Annotated in this window: 18 protein-coding genes; 11 read left to right on the top strand and 7 right to left on the bottom strand. The window is 70.9% G+C overall.

The window, feature by feature from the left end:
• Positions 1-17 precede the first annotated feature (17 nt).
• Both ACFQV6_RS41885 and sigJ read right to left on the bottom strand, forming a co-directional pair.
• A complete protein-coding gene (locus ACFQV6_RS41885; protein WP_378033301.1) occupies positions 18-1,232 on the bottom strand; it encodes an NAD(P)/FAD-dependent oxidoreductase in 1,215 nt (404 codons plus the stop codon).
• Positions 1,233-1,316: 84 nt separating this feature from the next.
• Positions 1,317-2,240 (bottom strand): RNA polymerase sigma factor SigJ, encoded by a 924-nt coding sequence (gene sigJ / locus ACFQV6_RS41880; RefSeq protein WP_378033300.1) that lies wholly within the window; start codon positions 2,238-2,240, stop codon positions 1,317-1,319.
• A gap of 234 nt (positions 2,241-2,474) precedes the next feature.
• Between sigJ and ACFQV6_RS41875 the strand changes: the two genes are divergently transcribed.
• Complete coding sequence (locus ACFQV6_RS41875; protein ID WP_378033299.1) at positions 2,475-3,593, top strand: serine hydrolase domain-containing protein; 1,119 nt, start codon at positions 2,475-2,477, stop codon at positions 3,591-3,593.
• Between the two features lie 65 nt (positions 3,594-3,658).
• Here ACFQV6_RS41875 and ACFQV6_RS41870 read toward each other — a convergent pair whose 3' ends face one another.
• From ACFQV6_RS41870 to ACFQV6_RS41855, 4 genes are read right to left on the bottom strand one after another with little or no spacing between them, the layout of a single operon-like run.
• A complete protein-coding gene (locus ACFQV6_RS41870) occupies positions 3,659-4,891 on the bottom strand; it encodes an MFS transporter (protein ID WP_378033298.1) in 1,233 nt (410 codons plus the stop codon).
• 51 nt (positions 4,892-4,942) lie between these two features.
• Entirely contained in the window at positions 4,943-5,425 is a 483-nt protein-coding gene (locus ACFQV6_RS41865; RefSeq protein ID WP_378033297.1) for a hypothetical protein, read from the bottom strand.
• 30 nt (positions 5,426-5,455) lie between these two features.
• Complete coding sequence (locus ACFQV6_RS41860) at positions 5,456-6,703, bottom strand: sensor histidine kinase (protein WP_378033296.1); 1,248 nt, start codon at positions 6,701-6,703, stop codon at positions 5,456-5,458.
• Positions 6,700-7,383 (bottom strand): response regulator transcription factor, encoded by a 684-nt coding sequence (locus ACFQV6_RS41855; RefSeq protein WP_378033295.1) that lies wholly within the window; start codon positions 7,381-7,383, stop codon positions 6,700-6,702. Before ACFQV6_RS41855 ends, ACFQV6_RS41860 begins: the two co-directional genes overlap by 4 nt.
• Before the next feature lie 102 nt (positions 7,384-7,485).
• Here ACFQV6_RS41855 and ACFQV6_RS41850 point away from each other — a divergent pair, with 102 nt between their 5' ends.
• The 10 genes from ACFQV6_RS41850 to ACFQV6_RS41805 all read left to right on the top strand — a co-directional run bounded on the left by ACFQV6_RS41850 (position 7,486) and on the right by ACFQV6_RS41805 (position 20,311).
• Entirely contained in the window at positions 7,486-7,926 is a 441-nt protein-coding gene (locus tag ACFQV6_RS41850; protein WP_378033294.1) for a hypothetical protein, read from the top strand.
• Positions 7,927-7,952: 26 nt separating this feature from the next.
• A complete protein-coding gene (locus tag ACFQV6_RS41845) occupies positions 7,953-8,924 on the top strand; it encodes an NAD-dependent epimerase/dehydratase family protein (RefSeq protein WP_378033293.1) in 972 nt (323 codons plus the stop codon).
• Positions 8,925-9,030: 106 nt separating this feature from the next.
• On the top strand, positions 9,031-10,017 hold the full coding sequence (locus tag ACFQV6_RS41840; RefSeq protein ID WP_378033292.1) for an ABC transporter substrate-binding protein: 987 nt from the start codon (positions 9,031-9,033) through the stop codon (positions 10,015-10,017).
• A gap of 9 nt (positions 10,018-10,026) precedes the next feature.
• Entirely contained in the window at positions 10,027-11,055 is a 1,029-nt protein-coding gene (locus ACFQV6_RS41835; RefSeq protein ID WP_378033291.1) for a FecCD family ABC transporter permease, read from the top strand.
• Positions 11,056-11,062: 7 nt separating this feature from the next.
• Positions 11,063-12,100: a FecCD family ABC transporter permease gene (locus ACFQV6_RS41830; protein ID WP_378033290.1), complete on the top strand. Its 1,038-nt coding sequence runs from the start codon at positions 11,063-11,065 to the stop codon at positions 12,098-12,100.
• Positions 12,097-12,876 (top strand): ABC transporter ATP-binding protein, encoded by a 780-nt coding sequence (locus ACFQV6_RS41825; protein WP_378033289.1) that lies wholly within the window; start codon positions 12,097-12,099, stop codon positions 12,874-12,876. The genes ACFQV6_RS41830 and ACFQV6_RS41825 overlap by 4 nt, the downstream gene beginning before the upstream one ends.
• 92 nt (positions 12,877-12,968) lie before the next feature.
• Positions 12,969-13,910, top strand: coding sequence for a hypothetical protein (locus tag ACFQV6_RS41820; protein ID WP_378033288.1), 942 nt, complete (start codon positions 12,969-12,971; stop codon positions 13,908-13,910).
• A 101-nt stretch (positions 13,911-14,011) separates the two neighbouring features.
• Entirely contained in the window at positions 14,012-14,749 is a 738-nt protein-coding gene (locus ACFQV6_RS41815; RefSeq protein ID WP_378033287.1) for a glyoxalase, read from the top strand.
• A gap of 101 nt (positions 14,750-14,850) precedes the next feature.
• Positions 14,851-15,645, top strand: a complete 795-nt coding sequence (locus tag ACFQV6_RS41810) for a MarR family winged helix-turn-helix transcriptional regulator (protein WP_378033286.1) — start codon at positions 14,851-14,853, stop codon at positions 15,643-15,645.
• A 715-nt stretch (positions 15,646-16,360) separates the two neighbouring features.
• Entirely contained in the window at positions 16,361-20,311 is a 3,951-nt protein-coding gene (locus tag ACFQV6_RS41805) for a hypothetical protein (RefSeq protein ID WP_378033285.1), read from the top strand.
• A 90-nt stretch (positions 20,312-20,401) separates the two neighbouring features.
• Here ACFQV6_RS41805 and ACFQV6_RS41800 read toward each other — a convergent pair whose 3' ends face one another.
• Entirely contained in the window at positions 20,402-21,088 is a 687-nt protein-coding gene (locus ACFQV6_RS41800) for a DUF2306 domain-containing protein (RefSeq protein WP_378033284.1), read from the bottom strand.
• Positions 21,089-21,156: the final 68 nt, after the last annotated feature.

Here is a 21,156-nt window from a genome sequence, read left to right as displayed (position 1 = left end):
TTAGGTCGGTCAGGCGATCACGGCATCGTAGGCCCTCGATCAGTCACGGTGGGGACAGCTGCCGTCGGCCACCATGCCTCCTGGCCACCGGCGGTGACGTGGCGGCGCAGGCTCGGCAGCATGACCGTCGGGTGGCCGATGCTCCAGGCCGCGCCGGCGCAGATGAACTCCTTGATCCGGGCGGCTGCCCGGCCGGTGACCACGGACGAGGTGGGACGGTCGCCCGCTGTCACGATCTGCAGGATGCCGTCGTGGCGGCCGAGGCTGATGCACTGGGAGACGTATCGCAGCGGGATCATCGGGGTCTTGCGGCCGGTCAGGCGGGCCGCGATGGCGTCGGCTGCCTGCCAGGCCATCGGGATGCCGGAGGCGCAGGACATCCGCAGGGGTTTGCCGCCCTCGCCATCGGTGATTCCGGCGTCGCCCACCGCGTACACGCCGGGGTGGGAAACCGAGCGGGTGGTCCGGTCGACCAGGATCTGCCCGGTGCCGGTGACCTCGAAGCCCGCGGCAGCGGCGATCGGGTGCGCGGCGAAGCCCGCCGCCCACACGGTGACATCCGCCGAGATCTCCCGGCCGTCGGCGGTGACCACGCCGGTTTCCCTGACGCGTACGACGTCGGACTGCTCGTGGACCGTGATGCCGAGCCGGTCGAAGACTCGGCGCAGGTGCTGCTGGGCTTTGTCGCTGAGCCAGTCGCCGGCACCGCCGCGGGCCGCGAGCGCGACGTTCAGATCCGGGCGGGACCCAGCGATCTCGGTGGTCGCCTCGATGCTGGTCAGACCGCCACCGACGACGAGAACGGTGCCACCCGCGGCGAGGTCGCGCAGACGCTCACGCAATCGCAGCGCGCCCTGCTCACCCGAGACGTGGTGAGCGTGCTCGGCGACTCCGGGCACACCGTGGTCGGCGGCGGTGCTGCCGAGCGCGTACACGAGGGTGTCGTAGTTGATCTGACCGTCGGCCAGCTCGACAATGCGGTGTCCGGGGTCGACCGAGGTCACCCTGCCAGGTCGTACCGTGATGCCGGTGCCCGCGAAGACGTCGGTCAACGGTCGGCGCCGCAGGTGCTGGCCGGTCGCGAGCTGGTGCATCCGGAGCCTCTGAACGAAGTCCGGCTCCGCGTTGACCACGGTGATCCGGGTGTCGCCGGGGTGCAACCGCCGGGCGAGGCGACCCGCGGCGTGGGCGCCGGCATATCCGGCGCCGAGGACGACGATGCGGTGCTGCATGGTGTCGCTCCTGTCTTCGAAGGCTTGATGCCTTCTGAACCGGATGGCGACCCGGTCCCTGACAGGTACCGGCTATGACCTGGATCACCGCTCACCGGCGGTTGTCCGCTGGCGGGACAGGCGGTTCAGCTTGCCGGGGTTGGCCTGGATGTGCAGGGCGCTGATGCCGTCGGCGGTGAGCTCGAGGGAGATCACTCCGATGACCCGGTCACCGAGAACGCCCACCACCGCGGGCCCGCCGTTGACCACTGCCGCGTGCAGCGTGTAGTCGCCGCCGGCGATGGCCCGCTTCGCCGGGGTCGGTTTCAGGCCGCCGCGCAGGAACCGGGCGATCTCGACCGCCCCGACCATCGGCACGCTACGGGCCGGAACCTCGCCACCGCCATCGGTCAGGCCCGCCGCGTCGCCGGTCAGCATCCGGATCAGCGGCTCGGTGCGGCCGCTCAGCGCCGCCGCGAGGAACTCCGCGGCGATCTTCTCCGCATCGGCGGCGTCCACCTCGCGACGAGCACGGCCGGTGGCCACGTGCTGCCGGGCGCGGTGATAGACCTGCTGGCAGTTCGACTCGCTGAGTTCGACCATGCCCGCGATCTCGGCGTGCGAGTAACCGAAGGCCTCCCGCAGCACGTACACCACCCGCTCCTTGGGCGACAGCCGCTCCATCAGCGTGAGCACCGCGATCGAGACCGATTCACGCTGCTCAGCGGTCTCCGCCGGGCCGAGCATCCGATCCCCGGCGAGCAGCGGCTCCGGAAGCCACGGCCCCACATAGGTCTCGCGCCGGGACCGCGCGGAGGTGAGCTGGTTGAGGCACACGTTGGTCAGCGCCTTGGTCAGCCATGCCTCGGGTGTCTCGACATACCCGCGATCGGCGGCCTGCCAGCGCAGGAACGTGTCCTGCACAGCGTCCTCGGCGTCGCTCGCCGAGCCCAGCATGCGGTAGGCGATCGCCTCCAGGCGGCCCCGGAAGCGCTCGAACAGATCGACTTCACGCGCGCTGAGCGACACGGGCGCCAGCGTAGCGCGGCCGTGCCGGTGCGGGTCTGCCCTGAGGCACCCGCGCCTGCTCACCCGGCCACAACCCTGACGGCGGTGGTGTTCCTCCCCGAGTGCTGCCCGCTCTCGACCCTGGGATCGGCTCCGGGCCGGGTCGTCCTCGGGCATGGTTCGATCGGCGTCGATGCGGAGCAGGATCTGCAGACAGCCGCGCGCCCGATGCGCGGACATCGAGAAGGGAATCGTGTGCGTATCCTTCGGATCTGCTCCGTGCTCACCCTCACCGCGCTGTCGCTCGCCGTGGCGGCACCGGCCACGGCAGCGTCACCATCGAGCGTCGCTTCAACGGGACACAGCGAATTGCGCAAAGACCTCAACGCGATCGTCGCCGCCGGCGCGAACGCCGCGCTGGCCGAGGTGGCCGACCGATCCGGCGTCCGGCGCGCGGCCGCCGGGGTCGCCCGGCTCGACCGGCCGGGCCCCGCTGTGGCCGCCGGACGATTCCGGATCGGCAGCGTCAGCAAGACATTCCTCTCCACGGTGATCCTGCAGCTCGCCGCGGAGCGGCGGCTGGGCTTGGACGATCCGGTGGAGCGGTGGCTGCCGGGTACGGTGCCGAGCGGGGACGGGATCACCCTGCGGCAGCTGCTCAACCACACCAGCGGCCTGTACAACTACACCGACGCCCTGGACCTGTCGCCGGAGGGCTGGCTGCCGCAGCGGTTCCGCTCCTGGCACCCGGCGGAACTGGTCGCCGAGGCGACCGCACACCCTCCGCTGTTCGCCCCCGGCACCGACTGGTCCTACTCGAATACCAACTACGTGCTGCTCGGCATGGTCGTCGAAGCGGTGGCCGGGCACACCTACGCCGATGAGATCCGGCGGCGGATCATCCGCCCGCTGGGCCTGCGCCAGACCGAGTCACCCGGAGATCGGGCCCGCATCACCGGCCCGCACGCGCACGGTTACCTGCCGACCGGGCCGGAGAACAACCCGAAGCCGGTCGACGTGACGCTGATGAACCCCAGCATCGCGAGTGCGGCCGGAGACGTGATCTCCAGCACGGCGGACCTCAACACGTTCTTCGGCGCCCTGCTGACCGGCCGGCTCCTGCCGCCCGCCCAGCTCACCGCGATGACCACCATGGTCGAGGGCCACGACTACGGGCTGGGCCTGGAACGCACCACGCTGTCCTGCGGAGTGATCCTTTACGGGCACGGCGGCGGCATCTTCGGCTACAACACCGGCAGTTACCACACCCGGGACGGCAGCCGGCGGCTCAGCATGTCGATCAACCCGTACCAGGGCGACACCAACGAGGCCATCGAGACGCTGTTCAACCACGTGTTCTGCCCGCGCAGCTGACAGAGACGATCGGGCGGCGAGCCTCCGAAGCCGGTGATCTCCAGGATCGCGCCGCCGCCCCGCCGCTATGAGGAGATTGGCCGAGGGTCAGTGCCGGTTGTCGTGGACAGCGCGGCGGTGCCGCCGGTGGTGGCTTGCCGTGCCGGTCGACGGCGGAGCACGGCTGTGGCGGCCACGAGGCAGATCAGGGCGGCGGCGGCCATGGCGGGGCGGCCGCCGAGGTGTACGGCGGCGGCACCGAGGGGGACGGCCACGGCGATGGGGCTGAACATGACGGTGTTGGCGGTGGCGGCTACGCGGCCCAACGCCGCTGCCGGCGCATGCGTCTGGACGGCGGTGACCGCTGCGACGACGGTCCAGGGCAGGCCGATGCCGGCGATGACGGAGGCGGCGATGGTGGCCGACGGCCATGGCAGGCAGCGGATCAGGCAACCGGCGGCGAACAGGGCTGTGCCGGCGATGCCGACGGTGAGCGGGCCGCGCCGCGCGATCAGGTGGCCGACGACCAGGCCACCGACGATGGAGCCGGCGCCCTGGGCGCTCATCACCACGCCGAGGAACGTCGCCGGTAGACGCAGGTCGGTGGTGACGATCGTGTACAGAGCCGCGGTGGTGAAGCCGGACATGGCGATCGCGGTGGCGGCGAGGCCCACGGTGAGACGGATGGTGGGATCCGCGCGCAAAATGGCCAGTCCGGAGCGCCGGGTGGGCTGGTCGTGCGCCGGTCCGGGGGCGACGCGGCTCAGGCGCAGGGCCGCGTACAGGCCGGCGACGAGGATCGGCATCAGGGCGCTGACCGCGGCGACGATGTGGCCACCGTGCCAGGCGTACAGGGCGGCACCGGCCAGCGGGGCCACCAGCTTGGTGCCTTCCTGGGCGCTGGACCGCCAGCCGTTGACGTCGGCGAGCTGTGCCGGCTGGAGGGCCTGGGGCAGCAGGGCCGTTTCCCCCGCGTCGATGAGCACGTAGCTGACCCCGTAGGCGAGGGTGACCAGGAAGATCAACCACAGGTGATCGGCGGTGCGCACCGCGAACAGGCTGACGAGCGCGGCGGCGAGCATCAGGTTGACCGCGATCACGGTCGGCCGCCTCGGCAGCCGGTCGAGCACGGCGCCCAGCCACGGTCCGGCCAGCTGCGGAGCGTAGACGCAGAGGCCGGCGAGGGCGGCCCAGCTGCTGGACCCGGTGAGGTCCAGGATCCAGATACCGGCGACCAGGGACATGGTGGTGCTTCCGAAGCCGGACAGCAGCGAGATCAGCACGAACAGCACGGCATTACGCCGAAGTTGAGCCGTCATGGCTCACATCTTTTGAGTTGAGTCGTTGCGAATCAATGCCTGGAGCATCTGTCAACGCTTGGTTGACAGGGACTCTCGCAGGGCGGCCGCTTCCATCTGGACCGGTGCGGGAAGGCGTTGCAGGCCGGATTCGGCCAGGTCGGTGAGCGCGTGCTGGGCCAGGGCGTAGAGAGCTCCGGGTGCTGCCTGCAGAGCGGTGGCCACGGTGACGTGCGTCAGCGCCGCTCGCGGGAACCGGGAATCCCAGTGCCGGTCCAGCAGGATCCAGCGGTGCAGATTACTCATCGCGGCGCGGATGGCAGCGATGTCGGGTCCCCACGCACGATCGGCCTCCCTGCACCGGGCTTCCACGGCGGCTGCCAGGCGCCGGCGGCGCTGTTCGGCGGCTTGCCGGCTGGCCAGCCCCAAGGCGGCGCCGACCTGGGACCATGTCGCTCCGGCGTAGCGCGCCCGTTCGATCAGGGCCAACTCCTGCTCGTCCAACCGGGAGCGAGCCGCGCGGATCTCTGCCAGCTGGTCCAGTTCCTCTGCCACGTCAACACTGTATTGACGATGCGCGTCAGGTCAGGCCCCGATGATTTCCAGCCGGACCTGTGCCCCTCCCGCCTGGGTCGCGCCGATCTCGAAGGTGGTTGCCACCTGCCGGGCGATGTCCAGGCCGAGGCCGGTCGAGCCGCCGCCTGAAGCGCCGCGGCGAGCCTCCGAAGCAGCGAACCCCGGGCCCTCGTCGGTGATCTCCAGGATCGCGCCGCCGCCCGGCCGCCCGGTGAGGGTGACCGAGAGTGGTGTGCCGTCCGGGGTGTGGGCGAACACGTTACCGAGCAGCGCGTCCAGCGCCGCTGCAAGATCATCTGCGGAGACCGCTACCGGAAGGGGCGCCTCCGGGAGGTTCCGGCGCAGGTCACGGCCGGTGTCCTCGGCCAGCACCGCCCAGAACGCGACCCGGTCCCGCACGACCGCCGCGGCGTCGCAGGTCGCCACGGCGGGCGGGGCATCACGGCGGCGGGTCTGCTGGATCACCGCGGTGACCGCCCTGGTCAGCTGATCAGTAGCGGACGCGATCCGGGCCGACTCCTCCGGGTCGCGCAGCGATTCCGCCTCCAGGCGCAGCGCGGTCAGCGGTGTTCGCAAGCGATGCGACAGATCGGCGAGCTGCTCCCGCTCGGCCGCGAGCAACTCCTGGATGCGGCCGGCGAGATGGTTCAGCGCACCGGCCACCTCACGCAGCTCGCGCGGGCCGGCCGGGGAGGCGCGGGCGGTCAGCTCGGCGTTGGCCAGGCGATGCGACACCTCGGAGAGTTCGGTGATGGGTCTGGTGATGGCGCGGGCCAGGCGGTCGGCGACCAGCAGGCCGAGCAGCACCAGGGTCAGGCCGAGGGCGCCCAGGATGGACCAGGCCCGGGTCACGCCGCGGGTCAGCTCGGCGTCAGTGACCAGCGTGCGCACCACCGTCGTGCCGCCGGCACCGATCACCGGGACCGCCAGTTCCTGACCATCATCGGTCACAACGGTCAGGGCGCGGTTGGTGGCGGCGGCCAGGCGGACGCCGGGGGTGCGCTCGCTGGGCGCGCCGATCACGCTCCGGTCGGGAAGAAAGACCGTCACCGGTACGGGCTGTGCCGTCACCGTCAGCCGCAGAGCGGTCAGATCCCCCGACCCGGCCACCGGCACGATCGTCTGCACCACGTCGTCGGCACGGCTCAGCGCCCGGTCCTCGGCCACCTGGCGTAGCAGCACCGCGAGGGGAACCAGGAAAGCGAGCAGTACGAGCAGCGTCGTCCCCGCCACCAGCAAAGTCAGGCGGCTCCTCACGCCGGCTCGCTCAGCTTCACGCCGACACCGCGCACGGTGTGCAGATAGCGGGGCTCCAGGGCGGTCTCACCGAGCTTGCGCCGCAGCCACGACAGGTGCACGTCGACCGTCTTGTCCGCCCCGCCGTACGGAACCTGCCACACCTCGCTGAGCAGCTCCCGCTTGGTGACCACCTGTCCGGGCCGCTGCGCGAGGTGGTGCAGCAGGTCGAACTCGCGCGGGCTGAGCTCCACCTCGGTTCCGTCCAGGGTGACCGTACGAGCACCCGGGTCTATGCGCAGACCGCCCACCGTGAGTTCCGGGGTGGCTTCGGCGGCCTCGCCGCCGCGGCGCAACACCGCCCGGATGCGCGCGTCCAGCTGCGCCGCGGTGAAGGGCTTGACCACGTAGTCGTCGGCGCCGGCGTCCAGCAGCCGGACCATCTCGGTCTCCTCGTCCCGGGCGGTCGCCACGATCACCGGGACCCGGCTCACCGCCCGCAGCATCCGCAGCAGCTCCCGGCCGTCCAGATCGGGCAGGCCCAGGTCCAGCACGATCAGGTCGGGGCGCTCCGCCAGGGCGGTCTGCAGCCCCTCCATCGCAGCACCGGCAGCCGCCACCGCGTGCCCGCGCTCACGCAGGGCGCGCAGCAGGGTGTTCCGGATCGCCGGGTCGTCCTCGATCAACAGCAGTCGGGCCACGGCTGCACGTTATCCGGGGTCAGGGCCTGATCGGCAAGGTCTTAACCCTCCCTTATCCGTGGCGCGTGCTCGCCTTATCGCCGCCGGGCGGATAGTGGCCAGGTGCGAATCTTCGACCGCCGTCCCCTGCTGATCGTCGCCGGCTGGCTCCTGGCGGTGGTGCTCGCCGTCGTGGTCGGTGTCGTCGGCATCGGACTGGTCGGTGCGGGCCTGACCTCCCGGCAGGGCGCGCCGGTCAGTGAGGATCAGGTGGAGCGGGAGCTGCGGACGCTGCGCTCGTCCTTCCCGGCGCCCGCACCGTCGGGATCGGCCGCGACCCCGTTGCCCGCCGTCTCCGGCCTCTCGTTCCCGACCAGGGGCGGAACCGTGGTGGCCGACTGCGACCGGATCGTGTCGATGGCACCGGCCCAGGGGTGGGCGGTGCACGAACAGGACTACGACGAGGGCGAGTTCCGTTCGGTCGGCGACCCGGCCGACCGGGTCGAGGTCGATCTGGAGTGTGTTGCCGGAGTCCCGGACATTCAGATCAGCGCGGGCGACTGAGGCGGGACCTCGCATAGCCTGGCGTCATGAGAATCGTGGTCGTCGGCGGCAGCGGGCACATCGGCACGTTCCTGATCCCGAGGCTGGTCCGCGCCGGCCATGACGTGGTCAACATCAGCCGCGGGCAGCGATCCAGCTATGCCGGCGACCCGGCCTGGCAGCAGGTGCGCCAGGTGAGCGCCGACCGGGAAGCCGAGGACCGTGAGGGCACCTTCGGCGACCGCGTCGCCGGCCTTCAACCCGACGCCGTCATCGACCTCATCTGCTTCACCGCCGATTCCGCGACCGCGCTCGTCGAGCGGCTGCGCGGCGCGACCGGGCACCTGCTGCACTGCGGCTCGATCTGGCGTGCCGGTCCGAGCGACAGATCCCCGCTCACCGAGGACAACGCGCCCCCGCCCGTCGGTGAGTACGGCATCGCCAAGGCCGCCATCGCCGAGATGCTGCGGGAGGAGACCCGCTCAGGCGGGCTGGTCACCACGTCGCTGCACCCCGGCCACATCGTCGGCCCCGGCTGGCACCCGATCGGCCCGCTCGGCAACCTCGACCCCGCGGTCTGGCGCAAGCTCTCCGCCGGCGAGCCGATCGAGGTGCCGGGGATCGGCGCCGAATTCATGCACCACGTCCACGCCGATGACGTGGCCCAGGCGTTTGAGGCGGCCGTCGACCATCGCGACGCGGCCGCCGGTGAGGACTTCAGCGTCGTCGCTCCGTCCGCATTGAACGTTCGCGGCTATGCCCGGATCGGCGCGTCCTGGTTCGGCCGGACCGCGGAGCTGCGCACGGTGACCTGGGACCAGTTCCGCGCCGGCACCGACGACGAGGCCGGGCAGAGCAGCTGGGAACACCTGGTCCGCAACCACAGCTTCAGCATCGACAAGGCCCGCACGCTGATCGAATACCGCCCGCGCTACCAGCCCGAGGAAGCCGTCCTGGAATCGCTGCGCTGGCTGATCGGCCACGGCCGGATCGACGTCGCCGGTCCGCTGACGGTGTGATCACGCACCCCGTACTGGTCAAAGGGGAGACCTATGGTTAGCCTGTCCTAACTAAGGCTACCTATGATGATCGGACCCCATAGAAATGCGCGCTTTGCGTACGGCAATGGCCGTTTCGGCGCTCAGTATCCTGCTCGCCGGATGTGGTTCCAGCGACTCCTCCGAGGACACCGCCGCCGCAGCATCCGAAGGCTGGTCGTTCCCCGACGGGTCCGGCACGGTGGTCAAGGCGGACAAGGTCCCGACCCGGATCATCGCGCACGCCGGTGAGGCCGCCGCGCTGATGTCCTTCGGCATCAAGCCGGTCGGCATCTACGCCGACGAGGCCGTCAAGACCGACCCCAACCTCAAGAGCCTCGACCTCACCGGCATCGAGATCCTCGGTGAGGAGTGGGGCAAGATCGACGTCGAGAAGGCGGCCGCGCTGCGCCCCGACCTGATCGTCGGTGACTGGTGGCCCGCGGAGAAGGCGCACAGCGGCCTCGAGGAGGGCGTCGACGAGAAGAGCAAGAAGCTCGCCGACCTCGCCCCGGTCGTCGGCGTCACCCAGGGCAAGTCGATCGTCGCGCTCGCCGAAGGCTACGAGGACCTCGCCGAGAGCCTGGGCGCCAAGGTGGACGATCCGAAGATCGCCGAGACCAAGAAGCGGTTCGAGACGTCCGTCGCCACGTTCAAGGAAGCGGTCGCGGCCAAGCCCGGCCTGACCGTCGGGGCGATGTCGCCGGCCGACGACAAGGTCTACTTCGCCAACCCGGAGTACGCCCCGGAGCTGCTGGACTTCCAGAACTTCGGCATGAAGGTGATCAACCCGGACAGCCCCGACAAGGCGTTCCCGTACTGGGAGAACCTCAGCTGGGAGAACGCCGACAAGTACCAGCCCGACCTGATCATGTGGGACGGCCGCGCGTACACGCCCACCTCCAACGCCGAGTGGGGCAAGAAGCAGCCGACCTGGTTCAAGATCAAGGCTGCCAAGGCGGGCGCGGTGGTTGCCTGGCCGGCGTACTGGCTGCACACCTACGGCGACTTCGCCACCGAGCTCGACAAGCTGACCGAAGCCGTGAAGGCAGCCGACGAGAACATCGGCTCCTAGCCCGTACCGATGAATGTCTCTCTTCAAACGACACGACGAGCCACGGCCCTGGCGCCGGGGCTCGTCGTTCTCGGAGCGGCACTGGCCCTGGCCGCCTTCCTCAGCGTCACCCAGGGCTCCCGGTCGATCGGCCTGTCCGAAGTCCTGCACGCCCTGGGCAGCTGGAACGACGACGGGTCGATCGGCAGCACCGTGACGCTGGAGATGCGGGTGCCCCGGACCCTGCTGGGCATCCTCGTCGGCGCCGCCCTCGGCGTCGCCGGCGCCATCCTGCAGGGCGTCACCCGCAACCCGCTCGCCGACGCCGGCATCATGGGCATCAACTCGGGCGCCGCCGTCTTCGTCGTCTCCGCCGTCACCGTGCTCGGTGTGAGCGGCGTCGAGGTCTACATCTGGTTCGCCTTCGCCGGGGCGATCGGCGCGCTGGTGCTCGTGTACGCCGTCGCGTCCCTCGGCCGCGAAGGCGCCACCCCGGTGAAACTCGCACTGGCCGGCGCGGCCGTCACCGCCGGCCTCGGCTCGCTGACCACCGGCATCGTCATGACCAACGTGGACGCCCTCAACGAACTCCGGTTCTGGCAGGTCGGCTCGCTCGCCGGACGGTACGCCCCGATCCTCACCGCCGTCGCACCGTTCCTTCTCCTCGGGCTGCTCGCCTCGCTCGCCTTCGGCCGCACCCTCAACGGGCTCGCTCTCGGCGAAGACGTCGCCCGGGGCCTCGGACAGCGCGTCGGCCTCACCCGGGCAGCCGCGTTCGGCGTCGTCGCGCTGCTCGCCGGAGCCTCCACCGCGGCATGCGGGCCCATCATCTTCGTCGGGCTGGTCGTGCCGCACGTCGCGCGGTTCCTCTGCGGGCCCGACTACCGGTGGATCATTCCCTACTCGATGCTGCTGTCACCGATCGTCCTGCTGCTCGCCGACGTGGTCGGCCGGGTAATCGTCGCCCCCGACGAACTCCAGGTCGGCGTCGTCCTCGGGCTGATCGGGGCACCGGTCTTCGTCGGCATCGTCCGATACGGCCGGCTGTCGGAAAAGTGAGGACACCATGACAGCGATCACCGCCGACGCGCTCAGCCTCACCCGGCGCCGCCGCGTCGCCCGTTCCGTGCTGGTCACCTCGGCGCTGGCCGGCGCCGTGGCCGTGCTCTTCGTACTCACCATGATGGTCGGCAGCTTCCGCCTGACCGCCACCGAGGTCATCAGCTCCGTGCTGCATCTGCGCGACGACCCCAGCGTGGACTTCGTCGTACGTGGCCTGCGGTTGCCCACCGCCTCCTCGGCCCTCGCGGTCGGCCTCGCCCTCGGCGCCTCCGGAACGATCTTCCAGCAGCTGCTGCGCAACCCGCTCGCCTCACCCGACTTCGTCGGCATCACCTCCGGAGCGAGCCTCGCCGCCGTCTTCGGCATCGTCCTGCTCCAGGTCGGCGGGCTGGCCGTCAGCGGCCTCGCCCTCGGCGGCGCCCTGCTCGCCGCCACCCTCATGTACGTGCTCGCCTGGCGCGACGGCGTCAGCGGCTACCGGTTCATCCTCATCGGCATCGGCGTCGCCGTGTTCTTCGAGGGCTGCACCGGTTACCTGCTCACCCACGCCGAGCTCTTCGAGGCCCGCCAGGCGATGCACTGGCTGACCGGCTCGGTCGGCCAGGCCAGCACCGGCGAACTGCGGCTGCTGCTGATCTCACTGGTCGTCCTGCTGCCCACAGCCGTCCTGCTGCAACGGCAACTCCGGGCACTGGAACTCGGCGACGACACGGCCCGGGCGCTCGGAGCGCGTACCGAACTCAGCCGCGCCGGCCTGCTAGCCGTCGCCGTCATCCTGGTCGCCCTCGCCGTCGCCGTGGCCGGCCCGATCATCTTCGTCGCACTGGTCGCCGGCCCGATCGCCAACCGCCTCCTCGGCCCGGCCGGCGGCGGCATCCTGGCAGCCGGCCTCGCCGGAGCCGCGCTGCTGCTCACCGCCGACCTGGTCGCCGTCCACCTGATGCCCACCCCACTGCCCACCGGCGTGGTCACCGGCGCGGTCGGCGCGCCGTACCTGCTGTGGCTGCTGGCCACCACGAACAGGCAAGGAGCGGGCGGATGACCCGACTGCGGGCCGACGGCCTCACCCTCGGCTACGACGACAAGACCGTCGTGGCCAACCTCGACGTCACCGTCCTCGACGGCAGGGTGACCGCCATCGTCGGCGCCAACGCCTGCGGCAAGTCCACCCTCCTGCGAGGCCTGGCCCGGCTGCTGCCCCCGCGTGCCGGGACGGTCTACCTGGACGACACGTCCATCACCGATCTGAGCACCCTCGACGTCGCCAAGGTGCTCGGCCTGCTCCCGCAGAGCCCGGTCGCCCCGGACGGCATCACCGTAGCCGACCTGGTCTCCCGTGGCCGTTACCCGCACCAGGGCTGGTTCCGCCGCTGGACCGGGCGCGATCACGACGCCGTGACCCGGGCGCTCGACGCGACCGGCACCGCTGACCTGGTCAACCGGCCTATCCGGGAGCTGTCCGGTGGGCAGCGGCAACGCGTGTGGGTGGCGATGGCGCTGGCCCAGGAGACCGATTTGCTGCTGCTGGACGAGCCGACCACGTTCCTCGACATCGCGCATCAGGTCGACCTGCTGCGGCTCCTGCGGAAACTGAACGCTGAGTCCGGCAAGACGGTCGTGGTGGTCCTGCACGATTTGAACCTGGCCTGCCGCTTCTGCGACCACATCATCGCGATGGCCGACGGGGCGATCGTTGCTGAGGGGCCGCCCACCGAGGTGGTCACGGCGGAGCTGGTGGAGAAAGTCTTCGGCCTGACCTGCGTCGTCGTCCCGGACCCGGTCGCCGGCACCCCGATGGTGGTCCCGGCCGACGACTGATCGGCTCGGCTGTCGGATCACGTGCAGTGCGGGCTCGTGGTTCGCGGGCGGTTTTATGCTCCGGGGAACGCATAGATTTCGGGTGGCCCGCGATGAGCATGAACAACTTCGGGCGCGACGCGGCGAGGGAAGTAGTCCAAGAGAACGAACCTGGCGCTGGGAAAAGCAGCAGGTGGGCCGGGTTCGCGGGGATCGCTGTCGCCCTGGCCACCGTGATCACCGGGATAGCGGCCGTGCCGGTTCTCTGGCCGGATCCGGACATCGAGGACAGCGCCAAGTTCATATCGGTGCGGTTCGTCAAGAACATCGCGCTGAGTGAGTACCGGCAGCGGGTCTCGCCGCCGCGTGCTGCCGCTATGACTCGGCCGCGGGTGGCCGCATACCTGGTTGAGCCCAGCGACGAGCCGGAGCCGACCGATCCGCCGGACGACGATGGCGGCGCCAGCGAGCCCGCCGAGCCTTCCCTCGAGCCGCCCGTCGAGCCTTCTTCGGAGGGGCCTGTCAGGGAACCTGCCAGGTCGCCCTCCGCCGGCGGCGTGACGAGCCAGATCGAGAACGAGTGCTTCGAACAGCTGGCGGCGGCCGACTGCACGGGATACGTCACCACTGTCGCCGCGCTGATGATGCTGGAGAACACCGCCCCGAACGGTGTGCCGCTGCCGCCGGACCAGGCGGCGGCCGAGGTGGCGACGGTGGTGAAGAGCGCGCGGAAGGCGGCCCGGAAACCGGGCAAGGGCAAGCGCCGGGAGACCCTCGGCGTGGTGGTCACGGCGGAGGTGGAACTCGGCGGGCTGCGGAAGCGGCAGGCGCTGGTCTCGTGGTCGATGTGGCAGCAGGACGGGGGTACGCCACTCAACGACCGCTGGCGGCGAAGTAACGCCGTGGTCCAGTTGACGGCCGGCTCCAACCGGGACACCGCATCCTTCGACTTCTGGGTGCCGCTGCCGAAGGCCCGAGGCGAGTACTTCATCCGGTCCGCCATCAGCGTCGGCGGGTCCGTTCTGGCCAGCGCGGACACCACCACGTTCGCCTGAAGCGCAGCTCGGACAGGGTTCGTGCCAACTCATAGGCGCGCCGGACGGGATTCGGGAAGACTTCGACCTCGCTGTGGACGCCGAGTGACGAGGTGCTGACGATGACCGATGAACCTGTCCGCCCGAACGAGACGATCGTGCCGCTGCTGCCCTGCGTGTCGCCGGAGGAGACGCTGGCGTTCTGGCGGGCCCTGGGGTTCAAGGTGACGTGGGAGCAGCACAGGCCGTACGTGTATCTGGCATTTCGGTGGAGTGGGTTCGATCTGCATTACGGGCGCGCACCGGAAGGGCTCGACCCGGCGCAGGAGCGGAGTGGTGGGTGCCTGGTGATGGTGGACGCGGTTGCGCCGTATCACGCGACTTTCAGTGAGGCGATGCGCCGGGCGTACGGGAAGGTCCTCTCCAAAGGTCTGCCGCGGATCACGCGGTTCCGGGCCGGTGCTTCGCGGTTCACGATCATGGATCCGTCCGGAAATTCGATCGTCTTCATCCGCCGGGACGAGCCCGAGGAGCTGGAGTACGGCGGGTCCAAGCAGCTTGCCGGGCTCGCCAAGGTGCTCGACAACGCGCGGATCCTGCGCGAGTTCAAGAGCGACGACCTGGCCGCCTTCCGGGCCCTGAACTCGGGCCTGCGCCGGCACGGTGAGAAGGCGCCGGTTGTCGAGCAGGCGATGGCGCTGGCGGCGCTCGTCGAGCTGTCGACGGTGCTCGGCGAGCCGGAGCGGGTGCCGGAGTGGGGTGAGCGGCTCCGGCTGCTCCCGCTCAGCGCGCCGGATCGTGACCGGGTCTCCGGGTTCGTCGCCGATCCTTCGTTGCTCGAGCCGTGGCTGCCCGGGTGATGTCGTATCCGGGCCGTGCCGTTCGTAGCAACGGTGACAGGCTGCCGTCACAACCACAGGAGGCTCCGGCGATGTCACACCCACGGGTCATGGTTCACCGCATGTTCGAGCTCGTCGAGCCGATCGCCACCGTCACCTTCTCCGCGGTGCCGAACGAGGCGTTCCTGGCCCTCGGGATGCGCAATTACTGGGACGGATACTTCGCGGGCCGGGCCGCACCGCTGGGATTGGCGCCGGCCGGCGTGGTGCACGCGGTCTTCTACAACTTCGCCGACGGCGAGGTGGCGCGGCACATTCCGTGGGTGTGGGGCAAGACCACACCACAAGAGGCCATTATCGTACGGGAGCGAGCCAGCGCCGCCACGCTGCGCCAGGTGATCGGGGATCTCGCCGACTCCCCGGGTCTGGTGCGGGTCGCCCACCTCGCCACCCGGGCAGCGGTCAGCGCGCCGATCGAGGGCCGGGTCCTGTATGCCGCGCTTCGAGGTCTCGACGTGCCCGAGGAACCGGTCGCCCGGCTGTGGCACGCGGCGACGCTGCTGCGGGAGCACCGCGGGGACGGTCACAACGCCGCCCTCGTTGCGCACGGCATCGGCGGCACCGAGGCCCACGTCCTGCTCGCCCTCTCCCTTGGCATGCGGCCGGAGGAGTTCGGCCGGGTTCACCACCTGCCCGTGGCGCAGTTGACCGCTGTCGTCGACGGGCTGCGCGGCCGCGGTCTGGTGGACGCCCGCGGCGGGTTCACCGACGCCGGCCGCGACATCAAGGACCGGATCGAGGCGCTGACCGACGAGCTGGCGGCGCCGGCGTACGGGGTGCTCAGCCCGGACGAGCTCGACGAACTTGCCGCCGGACTCGAGCCGATCGCCGCCGCGGCGAGGGCCATCGACGACTGAACCTTTTCACTGCGGCGAGGGCCTCGGTCGCCGGCGCCGGACAACGGCCCGGTTGGTCAGCCGAGCCCGAGGTGCCTGGCGAGGATGGCCACCTGGCCGGCGAACCGTTCGAGGAACCCCGAGCCCGTTCCAGGCCAGCAGGCGAACCCCGTCCGGATTGCGCAATGCCTCCAGCGCGTAGCGGCGCAGCTGCTCCGGCAACGGTCTCGGCGGCCTTGAGGCAGCACCGGGCGTCGGCGGCGGTGATCCGGCTGGTGGTGAGGGTTGCTTTTCGGCCGTTGAGGCGGCCCTGGGAGCCAGCTGGATGCCGGGGCGGGCCGACGGTGAACGGGGACCGCAGCGGACCTCCGTCGGGAAAGCTGTCCTGCTCGTCGTCCCAGCGGACAGCGGGCTTCCGCGCGCGCCGCGGCCGTCCCGCGAACTCCGGCGCCGCCGGATCAGTGAAGCGGGGATGCGTTCCGGGCGCCGGTGACGCCGCTCGTTCAACCGTAGCGACCCGGCGTCACGCATCCGGACAACGACTCGTCCCCCGACACCCATCAAACAGTTCGCGCCGGCGCCGGTGCAGGCCGGTTGTGGTCGCGTGTGGCTCGTCGTGGTCGCTTCGGAGCCATTCGTAGGAGTGATGGTGTTCGAGCACCCTGTTATATCTGGTGGTAGCTCAACGTATCGGGATGGTGACTGTGATTGATCTTGGCGAATTGTCGCCGGCCGGATGAGCGTTCACGACAGCCGCGGCGTTCAGCTGGGCGACCACAACGTCCAGATCAACAACTTCGGTGCCGGTGGTGTCGTCCTACCGCCGGAGGCGCTGCTCGAGCACGTCCGTGAGCTGGCACCGGCGACTTTGGAGGATCGTGCCGCCGAGCTGGCCGAGCTGCACGCGTTCTGCTTCGGCGACGAGTCCTACGTGTGGTGGCAGGGCGAACCTTGGTCGGGTAAGACAGCGCTGCTCGCGACTTTCGTGCTCGAGCCGCCGGCCGGCGTCGACATGCTGCACTTCTTCGTCCGGGCGGGCCAGTCCTACTGGAACGACAGCGCGGCGTTCGAACTGACCCTGCACGCCCAACTGACCACTCACCTGGAGTCCACTGCGTCCGGCGTACGGGATCCAGCGCTCTTGCATTTGGAACGGGCCGAACTCCTGAGGCGGGCGCTCGATCAGGCGCACGCGAAAGGGCGCCGGATGGTGCTGGTGGTCGACGGCATCGACGAGGATCAGAGCCGCAACCGGGCCACGCTGCTGCCGAGCATTCTCACGCTGCTGCCGGCCGAGCCGCATCCGGCGCTGCGGGTGGTGCTGGCCGGTCGTCACCAGCTCGACCTCCCGGTCGACGTCACCGACCATCCGGCGCTGACGTGCCGAGTGCGCCGGTTGCCCGGTTCGGCGCGGGCCGCGAGGCTTCACCGCGAGGCGCGGCTGGAACTCGACACGCTGCTGCGCAGCGATTCTCTCGCGCAGGACGTGCTGGGTTTCGCGGTCGCGTCGGAGGGCGGCATCAGCATCGACGAGGTTGCCGAGCTCACCGGAAAAACCGCTCACATCGTCCGCGAAACCGTCGTGAATGTCGGTGGCCGGACGCTTGTGGTGACGCCGTTCCCGGACGGCGGCGCCGGCTTCGTCTTCGGTCACGAGTCGCTCCGGGAACAGGCCAGCGAGGCCCTGGGTGGCGCGATGATCGGCAGCTACCGAACGCGAATCGACCGGTGGTCGGCGCGCTACGGCGCGCGTCGCTGGCCGGCGGACACCCCGTTCTTCCTGCTCGCCCGTTACGGCAAGCTGCTGGCCGACAACGGCGAGACCACCCTGCTGACCACCCTCGCGCTCGATCCGGACCGCCACGCCCGGATGCGGCAGCGCCTCGGCGGCGACGGGCCGGCGCTGGGGGAGATCACCGCCGCTCAGGTGCGCTGGACCCGGGAGAAGGAGCCCGATCTCGCCGCCGCCGCCCAGCTGGCGAAACTGCGCTGGGAGCTGACCGCGCCCAACCTGCACATGCCACCGGCGCTGCCGGCCGTGTGGGTCATGCTGGGATCGCCGGAGCGGGCCTTCGCCCTGGTCGGCGCGCTCGAGCCGAGTCCGCAGCGCACCGCCCTTCAGCAGTCGATCGTCTCCGCCCTGCTTTCCGTGCACCGCGTTGATGTGGCGTCCTTCATGGCCGTGCAGATGGAGGAGCCGCAGCGCGGCGCTGCGCTGCTGGCGGTGGCCGTGAAGACCCTCGAGCAGGGTTACCCGGAGGAGGCCGACGACATCGTCGGCTTCGCGCTCAGCGAGTCCGAGGACGGCATCGACGTGCTGCTGGCGTACGTCCGGGAGCGGGGTCTCGCGTTCGCCCGCTCGATCGGGAATCCGGCTCTGCGCGACGCCGCACTGTGCGAAGTCGCCGGCACGCTGGCCCATGCGGGCCGGATGACCGAGGCCGAGGTGGCGGTCACCGCTATCGGTGACGAGGGCGGTCGTGCGTTCGGCCGGCTTGCTGTCGCCGACGCGGGCGGCCGCCCGCTGAGTGCGCTGGACGAGCGCCTTCTGCTGGCGCTGGCTGACGACGAACCCCGGGTGAACGGGAGCGTTTCGGCGACACTGGCCCGGTGCCGTGCCCGCACCGGCCGGTACGGCGACGCCGAGCACATGCTCCTGCGCATGGACGACCCGGCCGCCGGGGCCCGCCCGGTCCTGGAGATCTACGTCGGCAACCGGGCGTACGACCAGGCGGTACGACTGGGCACCCGGCTGAACCAGCTGGAGACGGTCTGCGACCTCATGGCTGCCGCCGGCGAACCCGTCAAAGCCATGGAGATCGCCAGGAACCTGCCCGCGGTCGCCCGGGTGCGTACGATCGCCCGGATCGGGGCGGACCGGGTGGCTGCCGGCGACCACAGCGGCCTTGACCTGATCAAGCTGGCCGAGGACCTCGCCGTCCAGGCCGGTCCGAAAGCGTCCGTCCCGCTCGCGATCGTCGTGGCACGCACCGGCGATCGCGCCCTCGTCCAGCGCCGCCTGCGCCGGGTGCCGAAGGACCAGCTGATCGCGGTGGTCCACGCCATCGCCCGCGGCGGGTGGGAGGACGCCACCATGGACGCCATCAATCTGCTCGACGACCCGGTCGAACAGGCCGAGGCCGCCCTCACGCTGGGCGAAACCGTCGTCGGGCAGGACCGGCCGCAGGCCGCCCGGCGAGCGGCGCGGTTCGCGGTGACCCGGCGGCTGACCGGCACCGAGTTCGATGTGGACGAGCCCGACTTCGACCCCGACCAGGCCGACCCGTTCGATCTCGACCAGGCGGGTGAGATCCTCGCCCGCGCGGCCGGAATTCTCGTCGCGGCCGGCGATCTCGACGAGGCCGCCCGGGTCGCGGCGATGGCCGAGACCTCGTCGCGGTCGACAATCGATCCCGACCGTGAGAACGCGGATCTGGAACTGGTCGCGGTCACCTACGCCGAGCTCGGCGACTTCGCGGAGGCGGAGAAGCTGGCCCGGCGCATAGGCGACGACGAGACCCGTGGCGACACCCTGGGCAGCATCGCGGTCCTGGCCGCGCCGAAGGGCAACGAGCCGGCGGCGCGGCTGGCCGAGGAGGTGCAGGGTGAGGCACTGCAGGAGGTCACCCGCATCTTCGCCGCTGACCGTGCCACTCTGGCGCCGGCCACCCGTACGGCGAGCCGGGCGGCCGAGCCCGACGAACGCGCCGCCGCTCTGGCATTGGTTGCCGAGGGCTATCGGAGGGCGGGCGACGACAGCTTTGCCGTCGAGCTGATCGAGGCTGCCGTGGCCATGCTCCCGCGGGCTGAGCATGTCCAGCTCGCCGAGACCGCGGCCGCGCTGGCCGCCGCGGCGGTAGCGACGTCCCGGCCCTCGACGGTCGCGGTGCTGGAGCGCCGATTGCCGCGGCCGTGGCAGCGAGCCGTCTTCCACGCCGAGTTGGCGGCGCGCGCCATCGACAACGGGGCGTTCACTCCGGCGACCAGCGCCGGTCACGCACGAACCGGCGAGAGCATCGGCAGCTCGCTGACCCACCCGTGGGAAGCGTGCATGGTGTACAGCCGGTTGATCACCGCGTGGGCCGCGATCGGTGATCCGGCCATGGTCGCCCGGATGGTCGAGGCCGCGCTGGACGTGGCGCGGTCCGGCGGTGACGACTCCGCGTTCATGTGGCCCGAGCCGGTGGTGCTCGGCATCGACGCCTACCTGCGGCTCGGCCTGCCCGACCGGGCCGAGTGGCTGGTGAACGAGGACACCGAGCCGCCGCCCGGCGTGCTTGCCTACCTCGCCCAGCGGCTGGCCGAGGCCGGCGACCGCGACGCCGCGCTGCGGGTCGCCGGCGCGATCGCGCTGCACGACCCGTCCCGCGCCCGCTGGAACGTTCTGATGCGGGGTGCGTCCGCTGACCGGGACGACGCGCTGGCCCGGGTGGTCGCGGTGATGGCGGGGGACGGCGGGCGCCCCGACAACGCGCTGACGGTCGTCGACCGGATCACCAGCCCCGTGAGCAAGGCTCAGGCCCTGACCGACCTGGCAATCGGCCTGGCCCGCGGCAAGCGGCCGATCCGCGCGCGGCAGATCCTGGCGGAGGCCTTCGCGCTGGGCGAGTGGACAGTCCCGCTGCACGGGCTGGTCGAGGTGGCCCCCGACATTGCGCGAGCCGTCATCAGGGAGCCGGACGCCTGAGCCGGAGGCCGGGGATCCAGCTGGTCGCTAGGGTTGCTTCGGCGGGCGTGAGGCAACCCCAGGAGCCAGCCGCGGTGATCCAGCTGGGCGTCAGGGTTGTCTCGGCGGCCGTGGAGCAGCGCTGGGAGCCGGCTCGAGGCCGGGCAGCCTGCGAGCGACCCTGCCCGTCCGGCCGCGGCGGATGATCCATTCGGCGGCGAGAATGTTGATGAGCCAGCCGGCGGTCAGGGTGACGACCTTGCCCGCCGGCGTCAGCGTACCGATCAGGATCAGCCACGGTGCCTGGGTGAAGGCCTGCGTGCCCGCACCCAGGCCGATCGCGTAGCCGCGGATCATCCAGGCGCGGTGCCGGGTGAACTCGCGGCGCCGTACGGCACGGTAGCCGAGGACCAGGAACGTCACCATGGCAGCGGCCACCGCCACCCGGATGACCGCGAGCAGTGCGCTGTCGGCCGGTGAGCGGGGTAGGAAGAGGGTCAGCCACAGGCCGCTGAGGGCAGCGACGATGCCGCAGGGGAGCACGACACGGCCCGCGGCGCGATGCCATCCGCGGCGGCGCCGGCGGAAGCTGGGGGCGAACTGGAACGCGCCGAGGATGCTGAAGACGGTGACGCTGATGATGTGTATCGCCACCGGGACCGGCAGCGAGGTGATGCGGTCGCTGTCCGGCAGCGTCGATGCGCCGCCGGCCAGCTCGGTCAGGCGCAGGCTGCCGGCCACCACCGGGATGGCGCTGAGCAGGAGCAGTCCGGCGGGGATGAGGTTCTGTCTGGCCACCAGGAAATCGTCGCGGCCGGACCGGCGGAAATCATCGGAGCGCGGGCTGGTGCGGCACGGTCGATGGT

Source organism: Actinoplanes sp. GCM10030250, assembly GCF_042666575.1.
GTDB lineage: Bacteria > Actinomycetota > Actinomycetes > Mycobacteriales > Micromonosporaceae > Actinoplanes.
Note: the sequence above shows the minus strand (reverse complement) of the source record. Positions and strands in the feature narration are given on the sequence as shown.